Here is a 16807-nt window from a genome sequence, read left to right on the forward strand (position 1 = left end):
TATAAGCAATATTAGGTCAAAATTACTGACCTTACTAGGTGTTTTTTCCCGCTCCCTGCGGCGAAGCGTCCAATACTAATGGAGCTTTTGCATTCTTTCATATAGGTCGTACCCAAAAGAACGGAAGTTTCGGGGATGGATTGGGATAAACTCAGAATATTTCATGCGGTGGCCGATGCGGGCAGCCTGACCCATGCGGGCGACAAGCTGAATCTGTCGCAATCGGCGGTCAGCCGACAGATCAGGGCGCTTGAGGAATCGCTGAATGCGACCCTGTTTCACCGCCATGCGCGGGGACTGATTCTCACCGAACAGGGCGAGTTGCTGTTTGACGCCACCTCGTCGATGTCCAAACGTCTGGACGCGGCGGCTGCGCGCATCCGCGACAGCGAAGAAGAGGTGTTTGGCGAGTTGCGGGTGACCACCACCTTCGGCTTCGGCACGCTCTGGCTCGCCCCGCGCCTGCCCAAACTTTATGAAAAATACCCCGACCTCAAGATCGATCTGATGCTGGAGGAACGCGTGCTGGACCTGCCCATGCGCGAGGCGGATGTGGCGATCCGGATGAAGGAGCCCAGTCAGGCAGACCTGATCCGCAAACGGCTGATGACAATCCGGATGCAGCTTTTCGTCTCGGATGCCTATTACAAAGCGCATGATGCACCGGTAACTCCTCCCGATCTGTCCCAGCACCGTCTGATCTGCCAGAACACCACGGCTGCGCAGGTCGGCGCGGGCGCGTCGCTGGTTGTGCAGCTGATGGAACACAACCCGGCATCGCTTCTGACGGTGAACAATTACTTCGGTGTACTCCAGGGCGTGCTGCACAACCTAGGGATCGGCGTATTGCCCGATTACGTCGCGCAGGAAGTGCCCGATCTGGTGCATGTCCTGCCCGAGATCGAGTCCTCCGACGTGCCCGTCTATCTCGCCTATCCGGAAGAATTGCGCCATTCGCAACGTATTGCAGCGTTTCGTGATTTCGTGCAGGAGGAAATCACCGCAAGCCGCAAACAGCTGAAAATGCAAGGCAAAGTATGAGATATGCGGCATTCGCATAGCGGCAATACCAAAAATGCGACATTATTAACCTTGATAACTCATGAAGCGCTGATTAAATCAACTCTCGAAGGAGGCGACGCCTTCTTCATACCTCCCTGTTGGACTTCGGCCGAGCTTATTGCTCGGCCTTTTTTTTCGCGCCACACGCGGGGCGTGCCAACCAATGGTGGAATATACCAGATCGCTATCGCGAATAACATGAGTTCACCCTGAGACTCCGAACCGGATTACGCGGTCAATCCTCTCGCTGCGTATCTTTGGTCGGCAACATGATCTGGCGGATGGCGGCATCGGGGATCGCGTCTCCGGCATAGGTAAAGGTGCCGTGCTGCCGTACCTCGCGCGCCGCGCGCACCATCGCGCCGATTGCCGCACGCGCAAATGACCCGCCAACGCTGATCCGGGCAACGCCCGCCTCAGAGAGGTCGGCAACCGAACAGGTAAGGCTGCTCAGCCCCATCACAACATTGACCGGCTTGCTTACCGCCCGGCAAACCGTGCGGATCGCCTCAAGGTCGGGCAGACCCGGTGCATAGAGCACGTCGGCGCCCGCCGCCTCGAACGCCTGCAGGCGTCGGATCGTGTCCGCAAGATCCGTTCGCCCACAGATGAAGTTCTCGGCCCGTGCCGTCAGCAGGAAATTCCGGTCGCGCGCGGCCTCAACGGCGGCCTCGATGCGCTCAACGGCATGGGACATCTCGAAGATCGGCGCATCAGTATTGCCGGTTGCATCCTCGATCGTGCCACCGACCAGCCCGATCTGCGATGCCATCTCAATGGTCTTGGCGCAGGCCTCGGGGCTGGCCCCGAACCCATCCTCCAGATCGCCGGATACTGGCAGATCGGTAACCGCAACGATCTGCGAAGCGTTTTCCAGAATCTCGTCGCGGCTGAGCCCGGTGGACGAATCGCGCTTGCCAACGGAAAAAGCATAGCCCGCGCTGGTGGTGGCCAGCGCCTCAAAGCCCAGACTGGCCAGCAAAAGCGCCGACCCCGCATCCCAGGCGTTGGGAAGAACGAAGGCCTCACTGCTGGTATGAAGCGCTCTGAGGCGCTGAAACTTCTCCGTTTGGTTCATGATGTCAGCCCCGATCTGTTTCACCCAACTCTAGCCATGCGAGGGCGCAAGGAAAGCGTCGTGGTGCCGGATGGCTCATCGCGTGCCCAGCAGATCGCGCGCGATGCGTTCGAATATCGCAGTGCCCAACGGGATCAGATCATCAGGGAAATCATAGCCGGGGCTGTGCAGCACCGGGTGATCCTCGCCTGGCCCCAGACACAACATCGCAGCCTTTGCCCCCCAGCCAAAGACACCAAAATCTTCCGACGCACGCATCGGCAGGCCTGTGTCACCATGGGGCACATTGATCGCCTCCATCGCCCGAACCGCCACTGCGGTTGCTTCCGCATCGTTGATTGAGGCGGCGAATTCATCCTGCACCTCGAACTGCACGGTCAGGCCCGCCTCCTCGGCCGCCGCGCGCGCCAGCGCTTGCGCCGACGCAACCAGTTCTGCCATCATGTCGTCCCGCGTGGTGCGCAGCGTGGCGTGGATCACACCCTCGCCCGGCGCGATGCCAAAGACCGGCTCGCCCATGCGCAGATGGGTGAGCGTCACCAATCGAAACCCGTCATCCAGATTACCGCCCTGCCCCAGCGCCTCCAGCGCCGGGACCAGATGGGCGATGGCGCGCCCGGGTGAGACGCCTTCCTCGGGCTCTGCCGCATGGGCGGTCCGCCCGGTCAGCGTGATCTTTAGCCCCTGAGAGGCGCAGTTGATCAGGCCCGCACGGGTCGAGACATAGCCGAAGGGCCGCCCAGGCTCATTATGGATCGCAAAGGCCCAATTGGGCCGGAGCGACTCAAAGCCCGGGTCCGCGACCACAGCGCGCGCGCCGCTGCCATCCTCTTCGGCGGGCTGGAACATCAGCACCACCCGCCCGCGCGCCACCGGCTTGCGCGACAACAAGCGCCCCAGCCCCAGCAACATGGTCATATGCCCATCATGGCCGCAAAGATGCCCTTTGCCCGGCACCTGCGAGGACCAGGGAACACCGGACAGCTCTTCGATGGGCAAAGCGTCCAGTTCGGCCCGAAACAGCACGGTGTCGCCCGGCGTACCGCTGTCAAACACTGCCGCGACACCATACCCGCCCAGCCCGGTCACGATGCGGGTCGGAGTCAGCGCCTCAAGCGCCGCAGTGACAGTAAGCGCGGTTTCCACCTCTTCGCCGGACACTTCCGGGTGCCGGTGCAGGTCGCGGCGAAAAGCGGTCAAGGCAACCAGATCCGAGTTCGTGAGCATTGCAATTCCGTTGCTGAAGACAGGCTTGTCAGCTCTTAGCCGAACCCAACACGGTTTTGCAGCCCCCTCACCACCAACGCCAGCGATCCCACATCTCACAGAGCGGCACGCAAGACACATGCAGGCACCGAACCCGTGCCATAATCCAAGACACCTAGCGCAAGGGCACAACCTCCAGTAAGTTCAGGAAAAACAAGACTCATATATTGACGAGGGTTTCTCATGCTCCGGTTGACGCAACTGGTTTTAGTGCTTTGCTCAGCAATTCTGTTCAGTTCCCCCACATTCGCACAAACGTCCTCCTCACCCTCAAGTGGTAGCACCGCTGCCGCCCCTGTGGTTCCGACCGATCTGACACCGGAACAGGTGGACGACCTGGTGGCCCGCATGAGTGACGATCAGGTCCGCGCCCTGCTGCTGGAGCGTCTGGATGCCGTGGCCGAGGCCCATGCCGCCAAGACCGAGGGCCAGGAAGACCCGCTGACGGAAATCAATGAAATCTGGGCCGAGATGGTGGCCTCCTGGACGCATGTTCTGGTGACATTGCCCAATATTTTCAGCGCACAGGCTGAGGCATTCGGCAATTTCGGATCAACCTTCGGCACCACCGGCGTATTTGTCCTGCTGGGGCTGGTCCTGACCGTTTTGGTCTTGGGATATGCCGCGGAAAAGCTCTTTGGCCTGCTCACCCGCAAATGGCATGCCCAGTCCAGCGAGGGAGAGGATGGCGATCTTTGGGGTGCAGTGCGATATCTGTTCACCCGCTTCTGCCATGAGATTGCCGGGCTTATCGTCTTTTATGTCGTCATTCGTGCCGCCGGGCGCGCCATCCTGACGACAGAACAGATCACCTATGCGGCGCCATTCGTGTTCTTCCTGATCTGGATTCCGCGCCTGGGCGCGGCGGTATCGCGATTTGTTCTCGCCCCAAACAAGCCCCGCCTGCGGCTGGTCAATGTCGACGATCACTGGGCAAAATACCTGCATCGCAACCTGATCGGCCTGCTTATCCTGATCGGGCTCACATTGTTCACGTTGCGCTTCAATGCGCTCAACGGCATCACCGGCGGTGAAACACGCATCGGTTTCTGGCTCAATACCGCGATCCACATTTACATCGGCTTCATTGCCTGGACGGCCCGCGAAGGTCTCACACAAATGATGCTGGGCACCGATCCCGATCGCACCAAGTTCGACGAAGAGGTCGCCCGATACTATCCCTATTTCGCCATCGCAGTCTCGGCTGTGATCTGGCTTCTGGTGGAATTCCTCGCCGCACAGCGCGATCCATCGATCCGCGCTCTGCTGGTCAAGGGACCGCATTTCACAACCATGTTCTGGCTGTTGATCGCACCGGCCCTGGACACGTTGATACGTGGGCTGGTGCGCCACCTGCAGCCGCCAATGTCCGGCGAAGGCCCACTGGCCGAAAAAGCCTATAAATCAACCAAGCGCAGCTATATCCGCATCGGTCGCGTGTTGGCCGGGCTGTTTGTGGTGATGATGATCGCGCGGGCCTGGGAGCTTGATCTGCGCCATGTCGCCTCTGCCGGTATCGGTGCCGAGGTTGGCGGTGCGGTGATCGAATTCCTGCTGATTGTCGCGGCAGGCTATATCATCAACGAAGTCGTCTCTCTCTGGATCAACCGCAGACTCGCAAAAGAGCAGACCGCAGCAGAATCGGTAGACGAAGAGGCCGGTGGTGAAGGCGGAGGATCAGGCGGATCGCGCCTTGCAACCGTGTTGCCGCTGATCCGGGTTACCGCGCAGATCACCATCGCGGTGCTGTTTGGCCTGCTGGCGCTCAGCTCTTTGGGCATCAACATCACGCCCCTTCTGGCTGGTGCCGGTGTTCTGGGTCTGGCCATTGGCTTTGGCGCGCAGAAACTGGTGGCCGATATCGTGGGTGGTGTGTTCTTCCTGATCGACGATGCGTTCCGCGTGGGCGAATATGTTGATGTAGGCGGCACCACCGGCACGGTCGAAAAGATCTCGATCCGGTCGATGCAGCTGCGCCACCATCGCGGTCCGGTGCATACGATCCCCTATGGCGAGATTCAGAAGCTGACCAATTACAGCCGCGACTGGGTCATCATGAAGCTGAAATTCACCGTGCCCTTTGACACCGACCCCAACAAGGTGAAGAAGATTTTCAAAAAGATTGGCGCCGAGATGATGGCCGACGAAATCCACAAGGACGGTTTCCTGGAGCCCTTCAAGTCACAGGGCGTGTTTGATTTCGATGATGTCGGCATGATCATCCGGGGCAAGTTCATGGCGATCCCCGGCAAGCAATTCACCCTGCGCAAGGAGATCTATAACCGCGTCAAGGCTGCCTTCAAGGAGAACGGCATCGACTTTGCCCGCCGCGAGGTGCGCGTCGCGATCCCTGGTTTGGACGAGGCCGAACACGTCACCGACGAGCAGAAAGCCACCATTGGCGCTGCGGCGGGCGAAGCGGTGAACCAGCAACTGGCCAAAGATCAGGGCGGCCAATAGTCCTAAGAAGCCGGGTAGCCTGAGCCTATGGTCAGGCTACCCGTGCTGTTCTCAAATCTCGCGCAATGCGGCGATATCCGCCTCAACACCGGATGACAGACTTGGCGAAACATGCGCGAGTATCTTCTCCCGGTTGGCAAAGAGATCAATACCCCCGTCATTGAACATGACCCCTTCGGGATGGTCCGACCGCCACTGCGCCACCACACTCTCCATCTCGGAAAAGTAAGCGGCCTGCGCTGCGTCAGAGCGGAACTTCACCCCGCGCACCAGCGTGATGTGAAACGGGTTGCCATAGTCTCCGCAGGGACAGGCCAGCGCGGTGCTGAATATGCCCAGAAGTTGACCAATCACCGAGCCCGGATCGTATTCCAGCAGCAGTTCCAGCTCGTTTGACGGCGTCAGATTCACCCGCGATGGTATGACCCGGATCGGTGCAAATTTGATCGCGCGCATAACAGCCTCAACATAATCGAAGGGCAGCCCCCCATCCGCCTTGTTGTCCGGTCCGAACCGCCAAATCTCCGCATGCGCGGTGTCGGGACGCTCCAGCTTGGTGTTGTCCCCGCCCCCGATCAGCCAGCCATCATCGCTCGTCTCGCATAAATGAGTATAGCTGCGGTCGGTCAACAGGTTCAGGTCGATCTGAGGGCTGACCTCCGCCCGGCAATCAAGTCCGATATTGGCAAGCCGGTTCAACTTGCACGCCGGATGCATATGCCCGCTGGGGGTCAGATGATCATATCTCGCCATGAACTCAGGCGTGACAACGTTGGGGCGATCCGCTTCATCTTGCATCCGGTCCTCCAGGGTTTGTTACAAATCTAGCGTATTTACATCTGCTCAATACGAAGGTCGCAATTGTCGTTAGTGCCCTCACCAACCGGAGGTAGACCAGTAGGTACATGACGATCAGAAGTATCGCAACGTCACTCTCTCCAACCCAAAGTTCTGACCGAATGGTGCATCTTACTTGCCCCATACGATATTCACATCTTCGGCGAGCGATATGGCCGCGACGATTGCAATGGCGCTGCAGGTTAGGCCTACCAAGTCAAACGCGAATACTTCAGTAACACCTCAAGTCCGGAAAGTTGTGAACCGTTCTTCCGCACAACCAACATCAATTCAGCTGATAGCGACCCTACGCCACGGCTTTGTCCGATCAATATCAGACGTCTACCGAGGGGAAGAGCATCCTTCGCTTCGCCCTTCTTAAACGTCCGATTGCAAATGAATAGGCTGTATGGCATCTGCGGCTGATGATCAGGAGACCCAGCCTTGAATACCGGCAAAAGAGAATACCTTTGGACAGTTGCCCCGTTGGCTTTGGGTGCTTTGTTGGCGATTCCCGTTTTTCTGGCCGGGCTCGTTGACGACGCCTATATCCACGCCCGGATCGTAGAGGCCCTGGTCCAAACCGGCCAACCAACTTTCAACCTTGGCGATACTTTCAAGGCCAGTTCTTCGACCGGGTATATCTTTCTACTGGCTGCTATGGGAACTGTGTTTGATACAATCTTCGCGATGCGTTTGGTCGAAGCAGCAGTGATCGTATCAGTATTCGTGCTCGGCGCACAACTTGTCCGGCAGCTTGAGGCCCACCAAGCGTTCGCTGCATTCGCGCTGTTGTCAGGAGTTCCGTTTGTTTTGCTGGCGGCATACGGGGGCATGGAAACGCCTATCTTCGTAGCGCTCATGTTGGGGACAGCTCTTGCGTTGCGCCAAGATCGTTTCGGACTGGCGGTATTCTTGGTAGCTGTGGCCGTCTGGTTTCGAATTGAGACCCTGCTACTTCTATTGCTGCTGTTGGTTTGGGTCCTCAGGCAAGGGCAACGCATTGCGGTTCTCTGGAATGCCTGGCCAATACTGGTCCTGTTTGCGATCGAATTTGTGCTCTATGGAAGCATCTTGCCTCACGCGGCGGGAGCTAAGTCCCTTGCCTACGGTCATTCTTACGAGGCCTCGGCCAAGTTGGCCTTGCGATTCGGGACCGGAAAGTTGTGGGCTGGAATTCTACTATTCGGACTGTTGATCGCGAGACTTGTCGGGGTGCTGAAATCGCGCGATTTCAACGGTTATGCTGACGTCTTTTTCGCTTTCTCCGGTGGAGTACTTTGCGCCTGGATGATTGGACGGTCGAATTTATTCACGTGGTACTATCCACTTGTATTTATACCATTCGCAATTGGGCTCGCGACCATGCCCTCTGCAGGCCGCGTGTTTCGTGGTGTCGCGCTATTGGTTTTGGCAACATATCTGGTTTTGGGTGGGCGCACGCTTCTGAACGGTCTGGGCGTTACGGATACGACAGCAAACTTCAGGGTGGCCAAATATCTCGACATTGGCCGTACCCTCTACACAGCCTGTCCCGATTGCAGCCTGGTGACATCCGAAATCGGCGGGTTGGGCTATGGATTTCGTGGTCGGGTCTATGATGGCTTCGGGTTGGCTGACCCTGAGGCCCTGCAGTTTCACCCCATGAGCGTGCCCAAGCAGCGCGCGTCTGCCTTCATTGGTGCAATCCCACCAGAGTATATTAAGTTCCGCAATCCAGATTTCGTCGTGTCAATGCCAGTCTTCACCGCTGCTGCCCGCGAGTCAGGCGTACTCGGCGGGTATACAAAACATCATTGCCCGTTCAGCGCGGACGGCTCGATTTCGATCTTTGGTGATGAGGGAATCGACATCTTTTCGAAACAGCCACTCCCGGCTTTGACAATCACTCAGCTGAACTGCTCAGGCGACTCCCCGACATAAACGAAGGGCCAAGCTTGGCGAAGAACACTACTCAGGTCGCCAAGTGCTCTCATACGCACTTGCAGAGCCTTCCCTCTTTCCCCCGCGCGCGGCTTCCCCTAAAAGGCGCGAAACTTTGCCATCTCGGGGACCCAGACAGGATGCAAGAGCCAGCCATCACGCCGGAACTGATCGAAAGCCACGGGCTGAAACCCGACGAATACGATATGATCCTCGACATCATTGGCCGCGAACCGAGCTTTACCGAGTTGGGTATTTTCTCGGCCATGTGGAACGAACATTGCTCCTACAAATCCTCCAAGAAGTGGCTGCGCACCCTGCCCACCTCCGGCCCGCAGGTGATTTGCGGCCCCGGCGAGAATGCCGGTGTGGTCGATATCGGTGACGGTCAGGCGGTCGTGTTCAAGATGGAGAGCCACAACCACCCCTCTTATATCGAGCCCTATCAGGGCGCGGCGACCGGCGTGGGCGGCATCCTGCGCGATGTGTTCACCATGGGCGCGCGTCCCATCGCCTCGATGAATGCGCTGAGCTTCGGCGAGCCTGATCACCCAAAGACGCGGCAACTGGTCAATGGCGTGGTTGAAGGCATCGGCGGCTATGGCAACTGTTTCGGCGTGCCTTGCGTGGGTGGCGAGGTGCGGTTCCACCCTGCCTATAACGGCAACTGCCTCGTGAACGCCTTTGCCGCAGGTCTTGCTGACAGCGACAAGATTTTCTACTCGGCGGCCTCCGGCGTCGGCATGCCGGTGGTTTACCTGGGCGCAAAGACCGGGCGCGACGGCGTCGGTGGTGCAACCATGGCCAGCGCGGAATTCGACGAAACGATCGAGGAAAAGCGCCCCACCGTTCAGGTTGGTGACCCCTTCACCGAGAAGCGCCTGATGGAGGCGACGCTGGAACTGATGCAGACCGGGGCCGTGATCTCGATCCAGGATATGGGCGCGGCCGGCCTGACCTGCTCGGCCGTTGAAATGGGCGACAAGGGCGGTCTGGGCGTGCGGCTCGATCTGGAAAACGTGCCCCAGCGCGAAGACAACATGACCGCCTATGAGATGATGCTGTCGGAATCCCAGGAACGCATGCTGATGGTGCTCAAGCCCGAGCTTGAGGCCGAGGCCCGCGCCGTGTTCGAGAAATGGGATCTGGATTTCGCCATCGTCGGTGAAACAATCGCCGAGGACCGCTTCCTGATCGTCCATAACGGCGAGGTCAAAGCTGATCTGGTTCTGTCCAAACTCTCCTCGACCGCCCCGGAATATGACCGCCCGTGGGAACCGACCCCCGAGGCCGAAACCTTGGCCGAGGTGCCCCAGATTGACCCGATCGACGGGCTGCGCGCCCTGCTCGCCTCGCCCAATTACGCGGGCAAGCAGTGGGTTTATGAGCAATACGACACCATGGTCATGGCGGACAGCGCCCGCACACCGGGGCTGGGGGCTGGCATGATCCGGGTGCATGGCACCGACAAGCTGCTGGCCTTCACCTCTGACGTGACCCCGCGCTATGTGCGCGCCAACCCGGTTGAGGGCGGCAAACAGGCGGTGGCCGAGGCCTATCGCAACCTGACCGCCGTGGGCGCGACGCCGCTGGCCTCGACCGACAACCTAAATTTCGGCAACCCCGAAAAGCCCGAAATCATGGGTCAGTTCGTCGGCGCGATCAAAGGCATCGGGGCCGCCTGCGCCGCCCTCGACATGCCGATCGTCTCGGGCAATGTCTCGCTTTATAATGAAACCGATGGTCAGGGCATCCTGCCCACCCCTACCATGGGCGCGGTCGGGTTGCTCAGCCATACCGACGATATCATCGGCAACGAGGTACGTGAGGGCCATGTGGCGCTGCTGATCGGCGAGACCGCAGGCCATCTGGGCCAATCCGCCCTGCTGGCCGAGGTGTTCAACCGCGAAGACGGTGACGCACCCCATGTCGATCTGGAAGCGGAAAAGCGTAACGGCGATTTCATCCGCGCCAATCGCGCCCTGATTAAGACCTGCACCGATCTCAGCGATGGCGGGCTGGCCCTGGCCGCGTTTGAACTGGCCGAGGCTGCTGGCGTCGGCGTGCAACTTGATGATGCGCCCACCGAGAAACTGTTTGGCGAGGATCAGGCGCGCTATCTGGTGGCCTGCAATTTCGATCAGGTCGAGGCGCTGATGATCGCCGCCGGACAGGCGGGTGTGGCCATCGAAACCGTGGGCCGCTTCACCGGCAGCAGCGTGCGTATCGGCGGCGCTGAGGCGGCGCTGGACGATCTGGCCGGCACCTATCGCGAGAGCTTTGCCGCAGCGGTCGCCTGAGATTGGGAAAACAGGCAAATCCGGCACCCCGGATGGGTGCCGTGTTTTGCGCGATCCGGCTGCGTGCCTCCCTTGCACGCGCCCGCACTCCGCTCTACTTCTTGAATAGTGACCATCAGGAGACGACCCACATGCCAATGAGCGCCCATGAAATCGAACATCTGCTGCGCGAGGCGTTCCCGGATGCCGACATCCAGGTCGGCGGCAGCGACGGCGTTCACATGTCCGCCATGGTGGTGGATGAGAGCTTTCGCGGCAAGAACCGCGTTCAGCAGCAACGCGCCGTCTATGCCGCGCTGAAGGGCAAAATGGACGGGCCGGATGGCGAATTGCACGCGCTGGCGCTGACGACCAAAGCGCCGGAGTGACTATCTCGGGCTGGATATGGGCTGTAGCGTTCATTCTGATCGTAGTCGGAGCGTTCCTCGCAATCAGATTGAGCTTTTCAAAGCGCCAGCCGAAGTCGCGACAAGGTGTGAAACCCGGTCAGGGCGATACGTTAGTAACTGGCGGAGAAACCGCCGGGCGTGGTCACACGACACCTGTAAGGATAAGCAAAGATCCGCAACTCTACGCTAAATCAATGGCGCCGAAGAAATGACACCCTGGTTCATCTGGACCGCAGGCGGAATTGCCGCTCTTGTGGTTGCCGCCGCACTGACAGAGGCCTATGTGAAGCGGAACAGAAAACGACGCCTGTCGGATATGCGCCCCGATCCGGACAAGATCAGCAAGATCGCGGGTATCGAACGACACGGGCTTGATCCGGTGGCTCTGGCGCAGGCCGAACATCGGCGATTGGAAGAAGAAGGCTGGGTCAAGGACCAGCCGAACACGGACATAACACGCGCGCGCGCGCGAAGAGGGAAAGCAAGATGAGCGACGTTAAGACCCAGATCGACGAAACCGTCAAAGCCAATGATGTGGTGCTCTATATGAAAGGCACCAAAGAGATGCCGCAATGCGGGTTCTCGTCCCGTGTGGCGGGGGTGCTGAATTATATGGGCGTGGATTACTCCGACGTGAACGTGCTGGCCGATGAAGCGATCCGTCAGGGCATCAAGGACTATTCCGACTGGCCCACCGTCCCCCAGCTTTATGTCAAAGGCGAATTCGTCGGTGGTTGCGACATCATCACCGAGATGACGCTGTCGGGCGAATTGGACACGCTTTTTGACGAAAACGGCGTCACCTATGACAAGGACGCCGCCGACAAGATCCGCGAAGCCAACGCCTGATCCAAGGCTACGGCGCGGGATACTCCGACTGACAGTCCGAATAGATCGCCTGGGTGGTGTCCCCCTCCTCCCAGAGCAGCAGCGCGCTGCGGCCTTTTTCGTGCCAGACATATCCGCCACCGGGTTCGGCATAGCGCACGCCCGAGCCTGAGCGGGTCACCGGCAGGCCGATCTGGTTGCCTTCGATCAGCAACACCACCGCCGCGTCGGAATCCTTGCCGACATGGGTGGCCGTGACCTCGGCACCCCGCTCACAGGTATAATAGGACGTCTCGATCCAGACCTCTGCAACGGCGGGCGCTGCCAGCATCGCAAGCGCGCAGACAAGTGATACGCGCCTCAAGAGGCCTGCGCCTTTTCCTCAACCTCAGCGGCCAGGGATTCCGCGCGCGCGGCAAGCTCGGCCAGCGTGTCGGTGACAAAGGGCGGCACCACGGCCACCTCGATCTGTTCCGGTTCCGGCAGAGGCATGTTGCGCAGTTGCGCCAATTCGTGCCCTTGCTCGGCCAGTTGCGCCTCAAGCTCTTTGACCCGGTCGCCCAGCCCGGCGGTCTTGTCCGCCAGCATCAGCCCCGCCATCAGCAGCATCCGCCCCTCGGGCATGCGACCGATCTGATCCGACAGCACCTGAGCCTCGTCATCCAGCATCGCGGCGGCGGAGTGCAGGAACTGCTCTTCACCGGGCTGGCAGGCAACCTCGAAGGCGCGACTGCCGATGGTGATGGTAATATTGGGCATTACGCTTCCTCTCCCTCGACCAGTTCCGCTTTCGCCAGCAGCGGCTCAAGTAGCGCCAGCACCGCCTGCGCCTCGGCCATGTCGGTGGCGCGCGCCGAGCGCAGCGCCTCAAGCTCGGCCTGCAGTGCCTGATTGATCAGGGATGGATCGCCAATCCCGGCGGCATTGGCCTCGCGCAGCGCGCCATTGACCTCACGCAATTGCGCATTGGCCTTGCGCAACCGCTGCAGATCATCGTCCAGCCGCGCCATCGCCGCGCCGTGGCTGACCCGCTCGGCGCGCAGCATGTCATTTTCAGAGCGCAGATCACCCGCCTGCTCGGTTTCGTTCAGGGCCGCGCGCAGCCTGTCGATCTCGGCTCTCAGCGGCTCGGCATCCTCAACGCTCTGCAACCGGACCCGCATCACTTCATTCTCTGCACGCAGCTCTTCGACCGTGTTTGCAGCAAATGCGGCGGCCTCTTCGGCCCCGGCCCGCTCACCCAGCAGCGCCTGCGCATCATCCAGCTGCGCGCGCAGGGCAGCAATCTCTTCATCGCCGCCGCCGGCCCGTTGCGCCATCTCGACCTCGTGGCGCGCCTTCAGGGTCTTGATCCGCTCCTCAAGCTGGGCGTTGGCCAGCTTTTCGTCCTCCAGAGCGGCCAGCAGATCCGTATCGAGCGCGCCCTCTGCCTCGGCATATCCTGCCGCCGGTTCGGGCAATCTTGACAATGTTTCAACTCCGGCACCGATCCGATCCATCGCGGCGGCAATACGGCGTTGCAATTCCTCAATCTGGCTCATGCCCCTCACCCAATCTTCCTGCGGTTCTTGTTCTTCATCCCGGCTGCCCCCGCATCAAAAACCACACGAATCGGGCACCGGTTCGATTGAAATTACTCTAGCGAAAGCGGGGCGAAAATACCCCCCTTTTGCTTTCAACCACTTGAGACCTGCTCTTCATGCGCGGAAAGACGCAAATCCCGGTTCTGCTTGCACTTCGGGGGCTGGATGGTATTGAGCCCCGCAACCGCCCGTAACCCAAAGGAACAAGCCTCGTGGACCTGACTGCGCTGCGCAAAGCGAACCCTGAACATTGGGCCAAGGCAACGGCCATCCGGACCCTGACCCTCGATGCCGTCGCCGCCGCCAATTCCGGCCATTCCGGCATGCCCATGGGGATGGCCGATGTCGCGACCGTGCTGTTTGAAAAGCACCTGAAATTCGACGCCGCCAACCCGACCTGGCCCGACCGCGACCGGTTCATCCTGTCGGCAGGCCATGGCTCGATGCTGATCTATTCGCTGCTCTATCTCACCGGCAACGTGCATATCACGCTGGAAGAGATCAAGAACTTCCGCCAGTTGGGCGCCAAGACCGCAGGCCATCCGGAAAACTTCCTGGCCGACGGGATCGAAACCACCACCGGCCCGCTGGGCCAGGGCATCGCCAATGCGGTGGGTTTCGCCATCGCCGAAGAGGTGCAGCGGGCTCACTATGGCAAGAAGGTCGTCGATCACTACACCTATGTGATCGCGGGCGACGGCTGCCTGATGGAAGGCGTCAGCCAGGAGGCGATCGGCCTCGCGGGTCGTCTGGAACTGAGCAAGCTGATCGTGTTCTGGGATGACAACAACATCACCATCGATGGCACCGTCGATATGGCCGACCGCACCGATCAGGTCGAACGCTTCCGCGCCTCGAACTGGCATGTGATTGAGATTGACGGCCATGATCCCGCCGCCATCGACGCCGCGATCATCGGGGCCAAGAAATCCGACCTGCCCACCATGATCGCCTGCGAAAGCCATATCGCACTGGGACATGCGGCGCAGGACACCTCCAAAGGCCATGGCGCGCTGACCGATCAGGAACAGCTTGAAGCAGCAAAAGAGGCTTATGGCTGGCCGCACGGGTCGTTCGAAATCCCGGCGGATGTGAAATCGGCGTGGGAAGAGATCGGCGCGCGCGGCGCAGAGGCGCGTGCGGAATGGGAAGACCGCTTCGCCCAGCTTTCCGAGCGCAAACAGGGCGAGTTCACCCGCGCCTATGCCGGGGACGCCCCCAAGAAACTGACCAGCGCCATCCGCGCGCTGAAGAAACAGATCTCCGAGGATCAACCCAAACTCGCCACCCGCGCCGCCTCCGAAAAGGTGCTGGGTGTCGTAAACCCGATCGTGACTGAGACCGTGGGCGGCTCGGCGGACCTGACCGGCTCGAACAACACCAAGACCGCCGATCTGGGCGTGTTCTTGCCGGAAAACCGCAAGGGCCGGTATATCCATTACGGCATCCGCGAACACGGTATGGCCTCGGCGATGAACGGTATGGCGCTGCATGGCGGCATCCGCCCCTATGGCGGCACCTTCATGGCCTTCACCGACTATGCCCGCCCGGCCATGCGCCTGGCCGCGCTGATGAAGATCCCGACCACCTTCGTGATGACTCACGATTCCATCGGTCTGGGCGAGGATGGCCCGACCCACCAGCCGGTCGAGCATCTGGCGATTTCCCGTGCGACCCCCAACACCCATGTGTTCCGCCCCGCCGATATGGTGGAAACGGCCGAGGCCTGGGAACTGGCGCTTTCATCGAAGGAGACGCCCTCGGTCTTGTCCCTGACCCGTCAGGGCCTGCCCACCGTGCGGACCGAGCACAAGACCAAGAACCTGACCGCCCAGGGCGCCTATGTGCTGGCTGATGCCGACGCCAAACGCCAGGCCATCCTGATCGCCACCGGCTCCGAGGTCGCCATCGCGCTGGAGGCCAAGGCCAAGCTGGAAGCCGAAGGCATCGGCACCCGCGTCGTCTCCATGCCTTGTATGGAGCTGTTTGCAGCCCAAGACGAAGCCTATCGCAAGCGAGTCCTGCCCGGCGGGCCAGTCCGCGTCGGCATCGAAGCCGCCGTGCGTCTGGGCGGCTGGGACCGTTGGCTGCTGGGCGAGCGCGGTCGCGAGGCCAAGGCCGGTTTCATCGGCATGTCCAGCTTCGGCGCCTCCGCCCCCGCCGGCCACCTCTACGAACATTTCGGCATCACGGCGGAGGCCACCGTGGCGAAGGTCAAGGAATTGCTGGGCTGATCCAAACTCCGATCAGAACGGCAGAAAGGGCGCTCTGATGAGCGCCCTTTGTTGTTCGGGTGTATCGAAGTTGTTCGGGTGTATCGAAACTCGATTGACCGAATTGCAGACCTTCTTGCGGTTCGTCTTACGACCGCAAAGTCAGGTTTCGACAGTATGCAAATTCCATGACAATGGCGATGGTAACTCAGATGACGAAAAGTCAATTCGCAATACCCTTCGTCCAGATTGGATTAGCGCGGGTTTTGATGAATGCAGTGTCAACATTTTGAGCACTAGAATGTCGCCACGCTTTGCCTCGCACACCTCAATTGGATATGCGAGTGCCGTCTTTTCAGCCATTGCCGTTGGAACAATCCCTTCCTTGTGGCTACCAACAGCAATTTCCATAGCACCATTAGTTTGATCGGTGTCATCTAAGTGCAAGCGAACAAAGAGCATTTCATCCAAGATGGACTGGCGTGGTTCACAATGCCAAGTCCCTGACTTTTTGGTCCAATTGTGAAAGCCAGTAACTTCAACCTTATCTGCAACTGCGATGACCCTATCTTGGTGCCATGGCACCCCCCAGTTTGCCTTCTCCGACTTGTTGAACGCAACTATGCGGACGGGCACCGCCTTTGGGTCGAGCCTCCGGATGACTTCCAGCAACGAGCTGTCATTCGAAATCGCGGCAGCCAAGGCCATCGAAGAGCTCAACCTTTGTCCTGCTTTCGTTGTGTCTACAGCGGCCTTGTCAAACAGTTCTAGGTCAGCATTCGACACGGCTCCTCGAATCCAAACGCGTCCGCATTTTTCGAGCTCATTCTTTAGGGTCTCATCGGTTCCATTGCTGTCCATATCCTTG

Annotated in this window: 15 protein-coding genes; 8 read left to right on the top strand and 7 right to left on the bottom strand. The window is 59.8% G+C overall.

Translation table 11 applies throughout. The features are described from left to right. Positions 1 to 135 precede the first annotated feature (135 nt). On the top strand, positions 136 to 1041 hold the full coding sequence (locus Q5Y75_RS04675; RefSeq protein ID WP_306194796.1) for a LysR family transcriptional regulator: 906 nt from the start codon (positions 136 to 138) through the stop codon (positions 1039 to 1041). A 256-nt stretch (positions 1042 to 1297) separates the two neighbouring features. Here the strand turns inward: Q5Y75_RS04675 and Q5Y75_RS04680 are convergent, their stop codons facing one another. Together Q5Y75_RS04680 and Q5Y75_RS04685 are read right to left on the bottom strand one after the other, a co-directional pair. After that, positions 1298 to 2140 (bottom strand): isocitrate lyase/PEP mutase family protein, encoded by an 843-nt coding sequence (locus Q5Y75_RS04680; protein WP_306194798.1) that lies wholly within the window; start codon positions 2138 to 2140, stop codon positions 1298 to 1300. A 75-nt stretch (positions 2141 to 2215) separates the two neighbouring features. Beyond that, complete coding sequence (locus Q5Y75_RS04685; protein WP_306194800.1) at positions 2216 to 3367, bottom strand: amidohydrolase; 1152 nt, start codon at positions 3365 to 3367, stop codon at positions 2216 to 2218. A 222-nt stretch (positions 3368 to 3589) separates the two neighbouring features. Between Q5Y75_RS04685 and Q5Y75_RS04690 the strand changes: the two genes are divergently transcribed. Then, the gene (locus Q5Y75_RS04690) at positions 3590 to 5866 is read left to right on the top strand and encodes a mechanosensitive ion channel family protein (RefSeq protein ID WP_306194802.1); all 2277 of its coding nucleotides are present in this window, start codon (positions 3590 to 3592) and stop codon (positions 5864 to 5866) included. Positions 5867 to 5917: 51 nt separating this feature from the next. Here Q5Y75_RS04690 and Q5Y75_RS04695 read toward each other — a convergent pair whose 3' ends face one another. Next, complete coding sequence (locus tag Q5Y75_RS04695) at positions 5918 to 6664, bottom strand: hypothetical protein (RefSeq protein ID WP_306194804.1); 747 nt, start codon at positions 6662 to 6664, stop codon at positions 5918 to 5920. Between the two features lie 483 nt (positions 6665 to 7147). Here Q5Y75_RS04695 and Q5Y75_RS04700 point away from each other — a divergent pair, with 483 nt between their 5' ends. The 5 genes from Q5Y75_RS04700 (at position 7148) to grxD (ending at position 12164) form a co-directional block, all read left to right on the top strand. Further along, entirely contained in the window at positions 7148 to 8626 is a 1479-nt protein-coding gene (locus tag Q5Y75_RS04700) for a hypothetical protein (RefSeq protein ID WP_306194806.1), read from the top strand. A 140-nt stretch (positions 8627 to 8766) separates the two neighbouring features. Beyond that, positions 8767 to 10926: a phosphoribosylformylglycinamidine synthase subunit PurL gene (gene purL / locus Q5Y75_RS04705; protein ID WP_306194808.1), complete on the top strand. Its 2160-nt coding sequence runs from the start codon at positions 8767 to 8769 to the stop codon at positions 10924 to 10926. 131 nt (positions 10927 to 11057) lie between these two features. After that, positions 11058 to 11294: a BolA/IbaG family iron-sulfur metabolism protein gene (locus tag Q5Y75_RS04710; RefSeq protein ID WP_306194810.1), complete on the top strand. Its 237-nt coding sequence runs from the start codon at positions 11058 to 11060 to the stop codon at positions 11292 to 11294. 229 nt (positions 11295 to 11523) lie between these two features. Next, positions 11524 to 11805, top strand: a complete 282-nt coding sequence (locus Q5Y75_RS04715) for a hypothetical protein (RefSeq protein WP_306194812.1) — start codon at positions 11524 to 11526, stop codon at positions 11803 to 11805. Then, a complete protein-coding gene (gene grxD, locus Q5Y75_RS04720) occupies positions 11802 to 12164 on the top strand; it encodes a Grx4 family monothiol glutaredoxin (protein WP_306194814.1) in 363 nt (120 codons plus the stop codon). Before Q5Y75_RS04715 ends, grxD begins: the two co-directional genes overlap by 4 nt. A gap of 7 nt (positions 12165 to 12171) precedes the next feature. On the opposite strand, the gene Q5Y75_RS04725 is transcribed toward grxD, so the two are convergent. From Q5Y75_RS04725 to Q5Y75_RS04735, 3 genes are read right to left on the bottom strand one after another with little or no spacing between them, the layout of a single operon-like run. Continuing rightward, positions 12172 to 12507 carry an MliC family protein gene (locus Q5Y75_RS04725; RefSeq protein WP_306194816.1) on the bottom strand — a complete coding sequence of 112 codons (336 nt, stop codon included), beginning with the start codon at positions 12505 to 12507 and terminating at the stop codon, positions 12172 to 12174. Further along, on the bottom strand, positions 12504 to 12902 hold the full coding sequence (locus Q5Y75_RS04730) for a cell division protein ZapA (protein ID WP_306194817.1): 399 nt from the start codon (positions 12900 to 12902) through the stop codon (positions 12504 to 12506). The genes Q5Y75_RS04725 and Q5Y75_RS04730 overlap by 4 nt, the downstream gene beginning before the upstream one ends. Then, positions 12902 to 13684 carry a hypothetical protein gene (locus Q5Y75_RS04735; RefSeq protein WP_306194819.1) on the bottom strand — a complete coding sequence of 261 codons (783 nt, stop codon included), beginning with the start codon at positions 13682 to 13684 and terminating at the stop codon, positions 12902 to 12904. Before Q5Y75_RS04735 ends, Q5Y75_RS04730 begins: the two co-directional genes overlap by 1 nt. Before the next feature lie 254 nt (positions 13685 to 13938). On the opposite strand from Q5Y75_RS04735, the gene tkt reads away from it, so the two are divergent. Then, on the top strand, positions 13939 to 15960 hold the full coding sequence (gene tkt / locus Q5Y75_RS04740; protein WP_306194821.1) for a transketolase: 2022 nt from the start codon (positions 13939 to 13941) through the stop codon (positions 15958 to 15960). A 141-nt stretch (positions 15961 to 16101) separates the two neighbouring features. On the opposite strand, the gene Q5Y75_RS04745 is transcribed toward tkt, so the two are convergent. Next, positions 16102 to 16800, bottom strand: a complete 699-nt coding sequence (locus Q5Y75_RS04745) for a phytanoyl-CoA dioxygenase family protein (RefSeq protein ID WP_306194823.1) — start codon at positions 16798 to 16800, stop codon at positions 16102 to 16104. Between the last annotated feature and the right edge of the window lie 7 nt (positions 16801 to 16807).

The organism is Ruegeria discodermiae (assembly GCF_030758345.1).
Taxonomy (GTDB): domain Bacteria; phylum Pseudomonadota; class Alphaproteobacteria; order Rhodobacterales; family Rhodobacteraceae; genus Ruegeria_C.

What these genes read in the sequence shown, in the direction of transcription:
- Q5Y75_RS04675 (WP_306194796.1), top strand. Translation starts at nt 136, where the DNA reads ATGGATTGGGATAAACTCAGAATATTTCATGCGGTGGCCGATGCGGGC.
- Q5Y75_RS04680 (WP_306194798.1), bottom strand. Translation starts at nt 2,140, where the DNA reads ATGAACCAAACGGAGAAGTTTCAGCGCCTCAGAGCGCTTCATACCAGC.
- Q5Y75_RS04685 (WP_306194800.1), bottom strand. Translation starts at nt 3,367, where the DNA reads ATGCTCACGAACTCGGATCTGGTTGCCTTGACCGCTTTTCGCCGCGAC.
- Q5Y75_RS04690 (WP_306194802.1), top strand. Translation starts at nt 3,590, where the DNA reads ATGCTCCGGTTGACGCAACTGGTTTTAGTGCTTTGCTCAGCAATTCTG.
- Q5Y75_RS04695 (WP_306194804.1), bottom strand. Translation starts at nt 6,664, where the DNA reads ATGCAAGATGAAGCGGATCGCCCCAACGTTGTCACGCCTGAGTTCATG.
- purL (WP_306194808.1), top strand. Translation starts at nt 8,767, where the DNA reads ATGCAAGAGCCAGCCATCACGCCGGAACTGATCGAAAGCCACGGGCTG.
- Q5Y75_RS04710 (WP_306194810.1), top strand. Translation starts at nt 11,058, where the DNA reads ATGCCAATGAGCGCCCATGAAATCGAACATCTGCTGCGCGAGGCGTTC.
- Q5Y75_RS04715 (WP_306194812.1), top strand. Translation starts at nt 11,524, where the DNA reads ATGACACCCTGGTTCATCTGGACCGCAGGCGGAATTGCCGCTCTTGTG.
- grxD (WP_306194814.1), top strand. Translation starts at nt 11,802, where the DNA reads ATGAGCGACGTTAAGACCCAGATCGACGAAACCGTCAAAGCCAATGAT.
- Q5Y75_RS04730 (WP_306194817.1), bottom strand. Translation starts at nt 12,902, where the DNA reads ATGCCCAATATTACCATCACCATCGGCAGTCGCGCCTTCGAGGTTGCC.
- Q5Y75_RS04735 (WP_306194819.1), bottom strand. Translation starts at nt 13,684, where the DNA reads ATGAGCCAGATTGAGGAATTGCAACGCCGTATTGCCGCCGCGATGGAT.
- Q5Y75_RS04745 (WP_306194823.1), bottom strand. Translation starts at nt 16,800, where the DNA reads ATGGACAGCAATGGAACCGATGAGACCCTAAAGAATGAGCTCGAAAAA.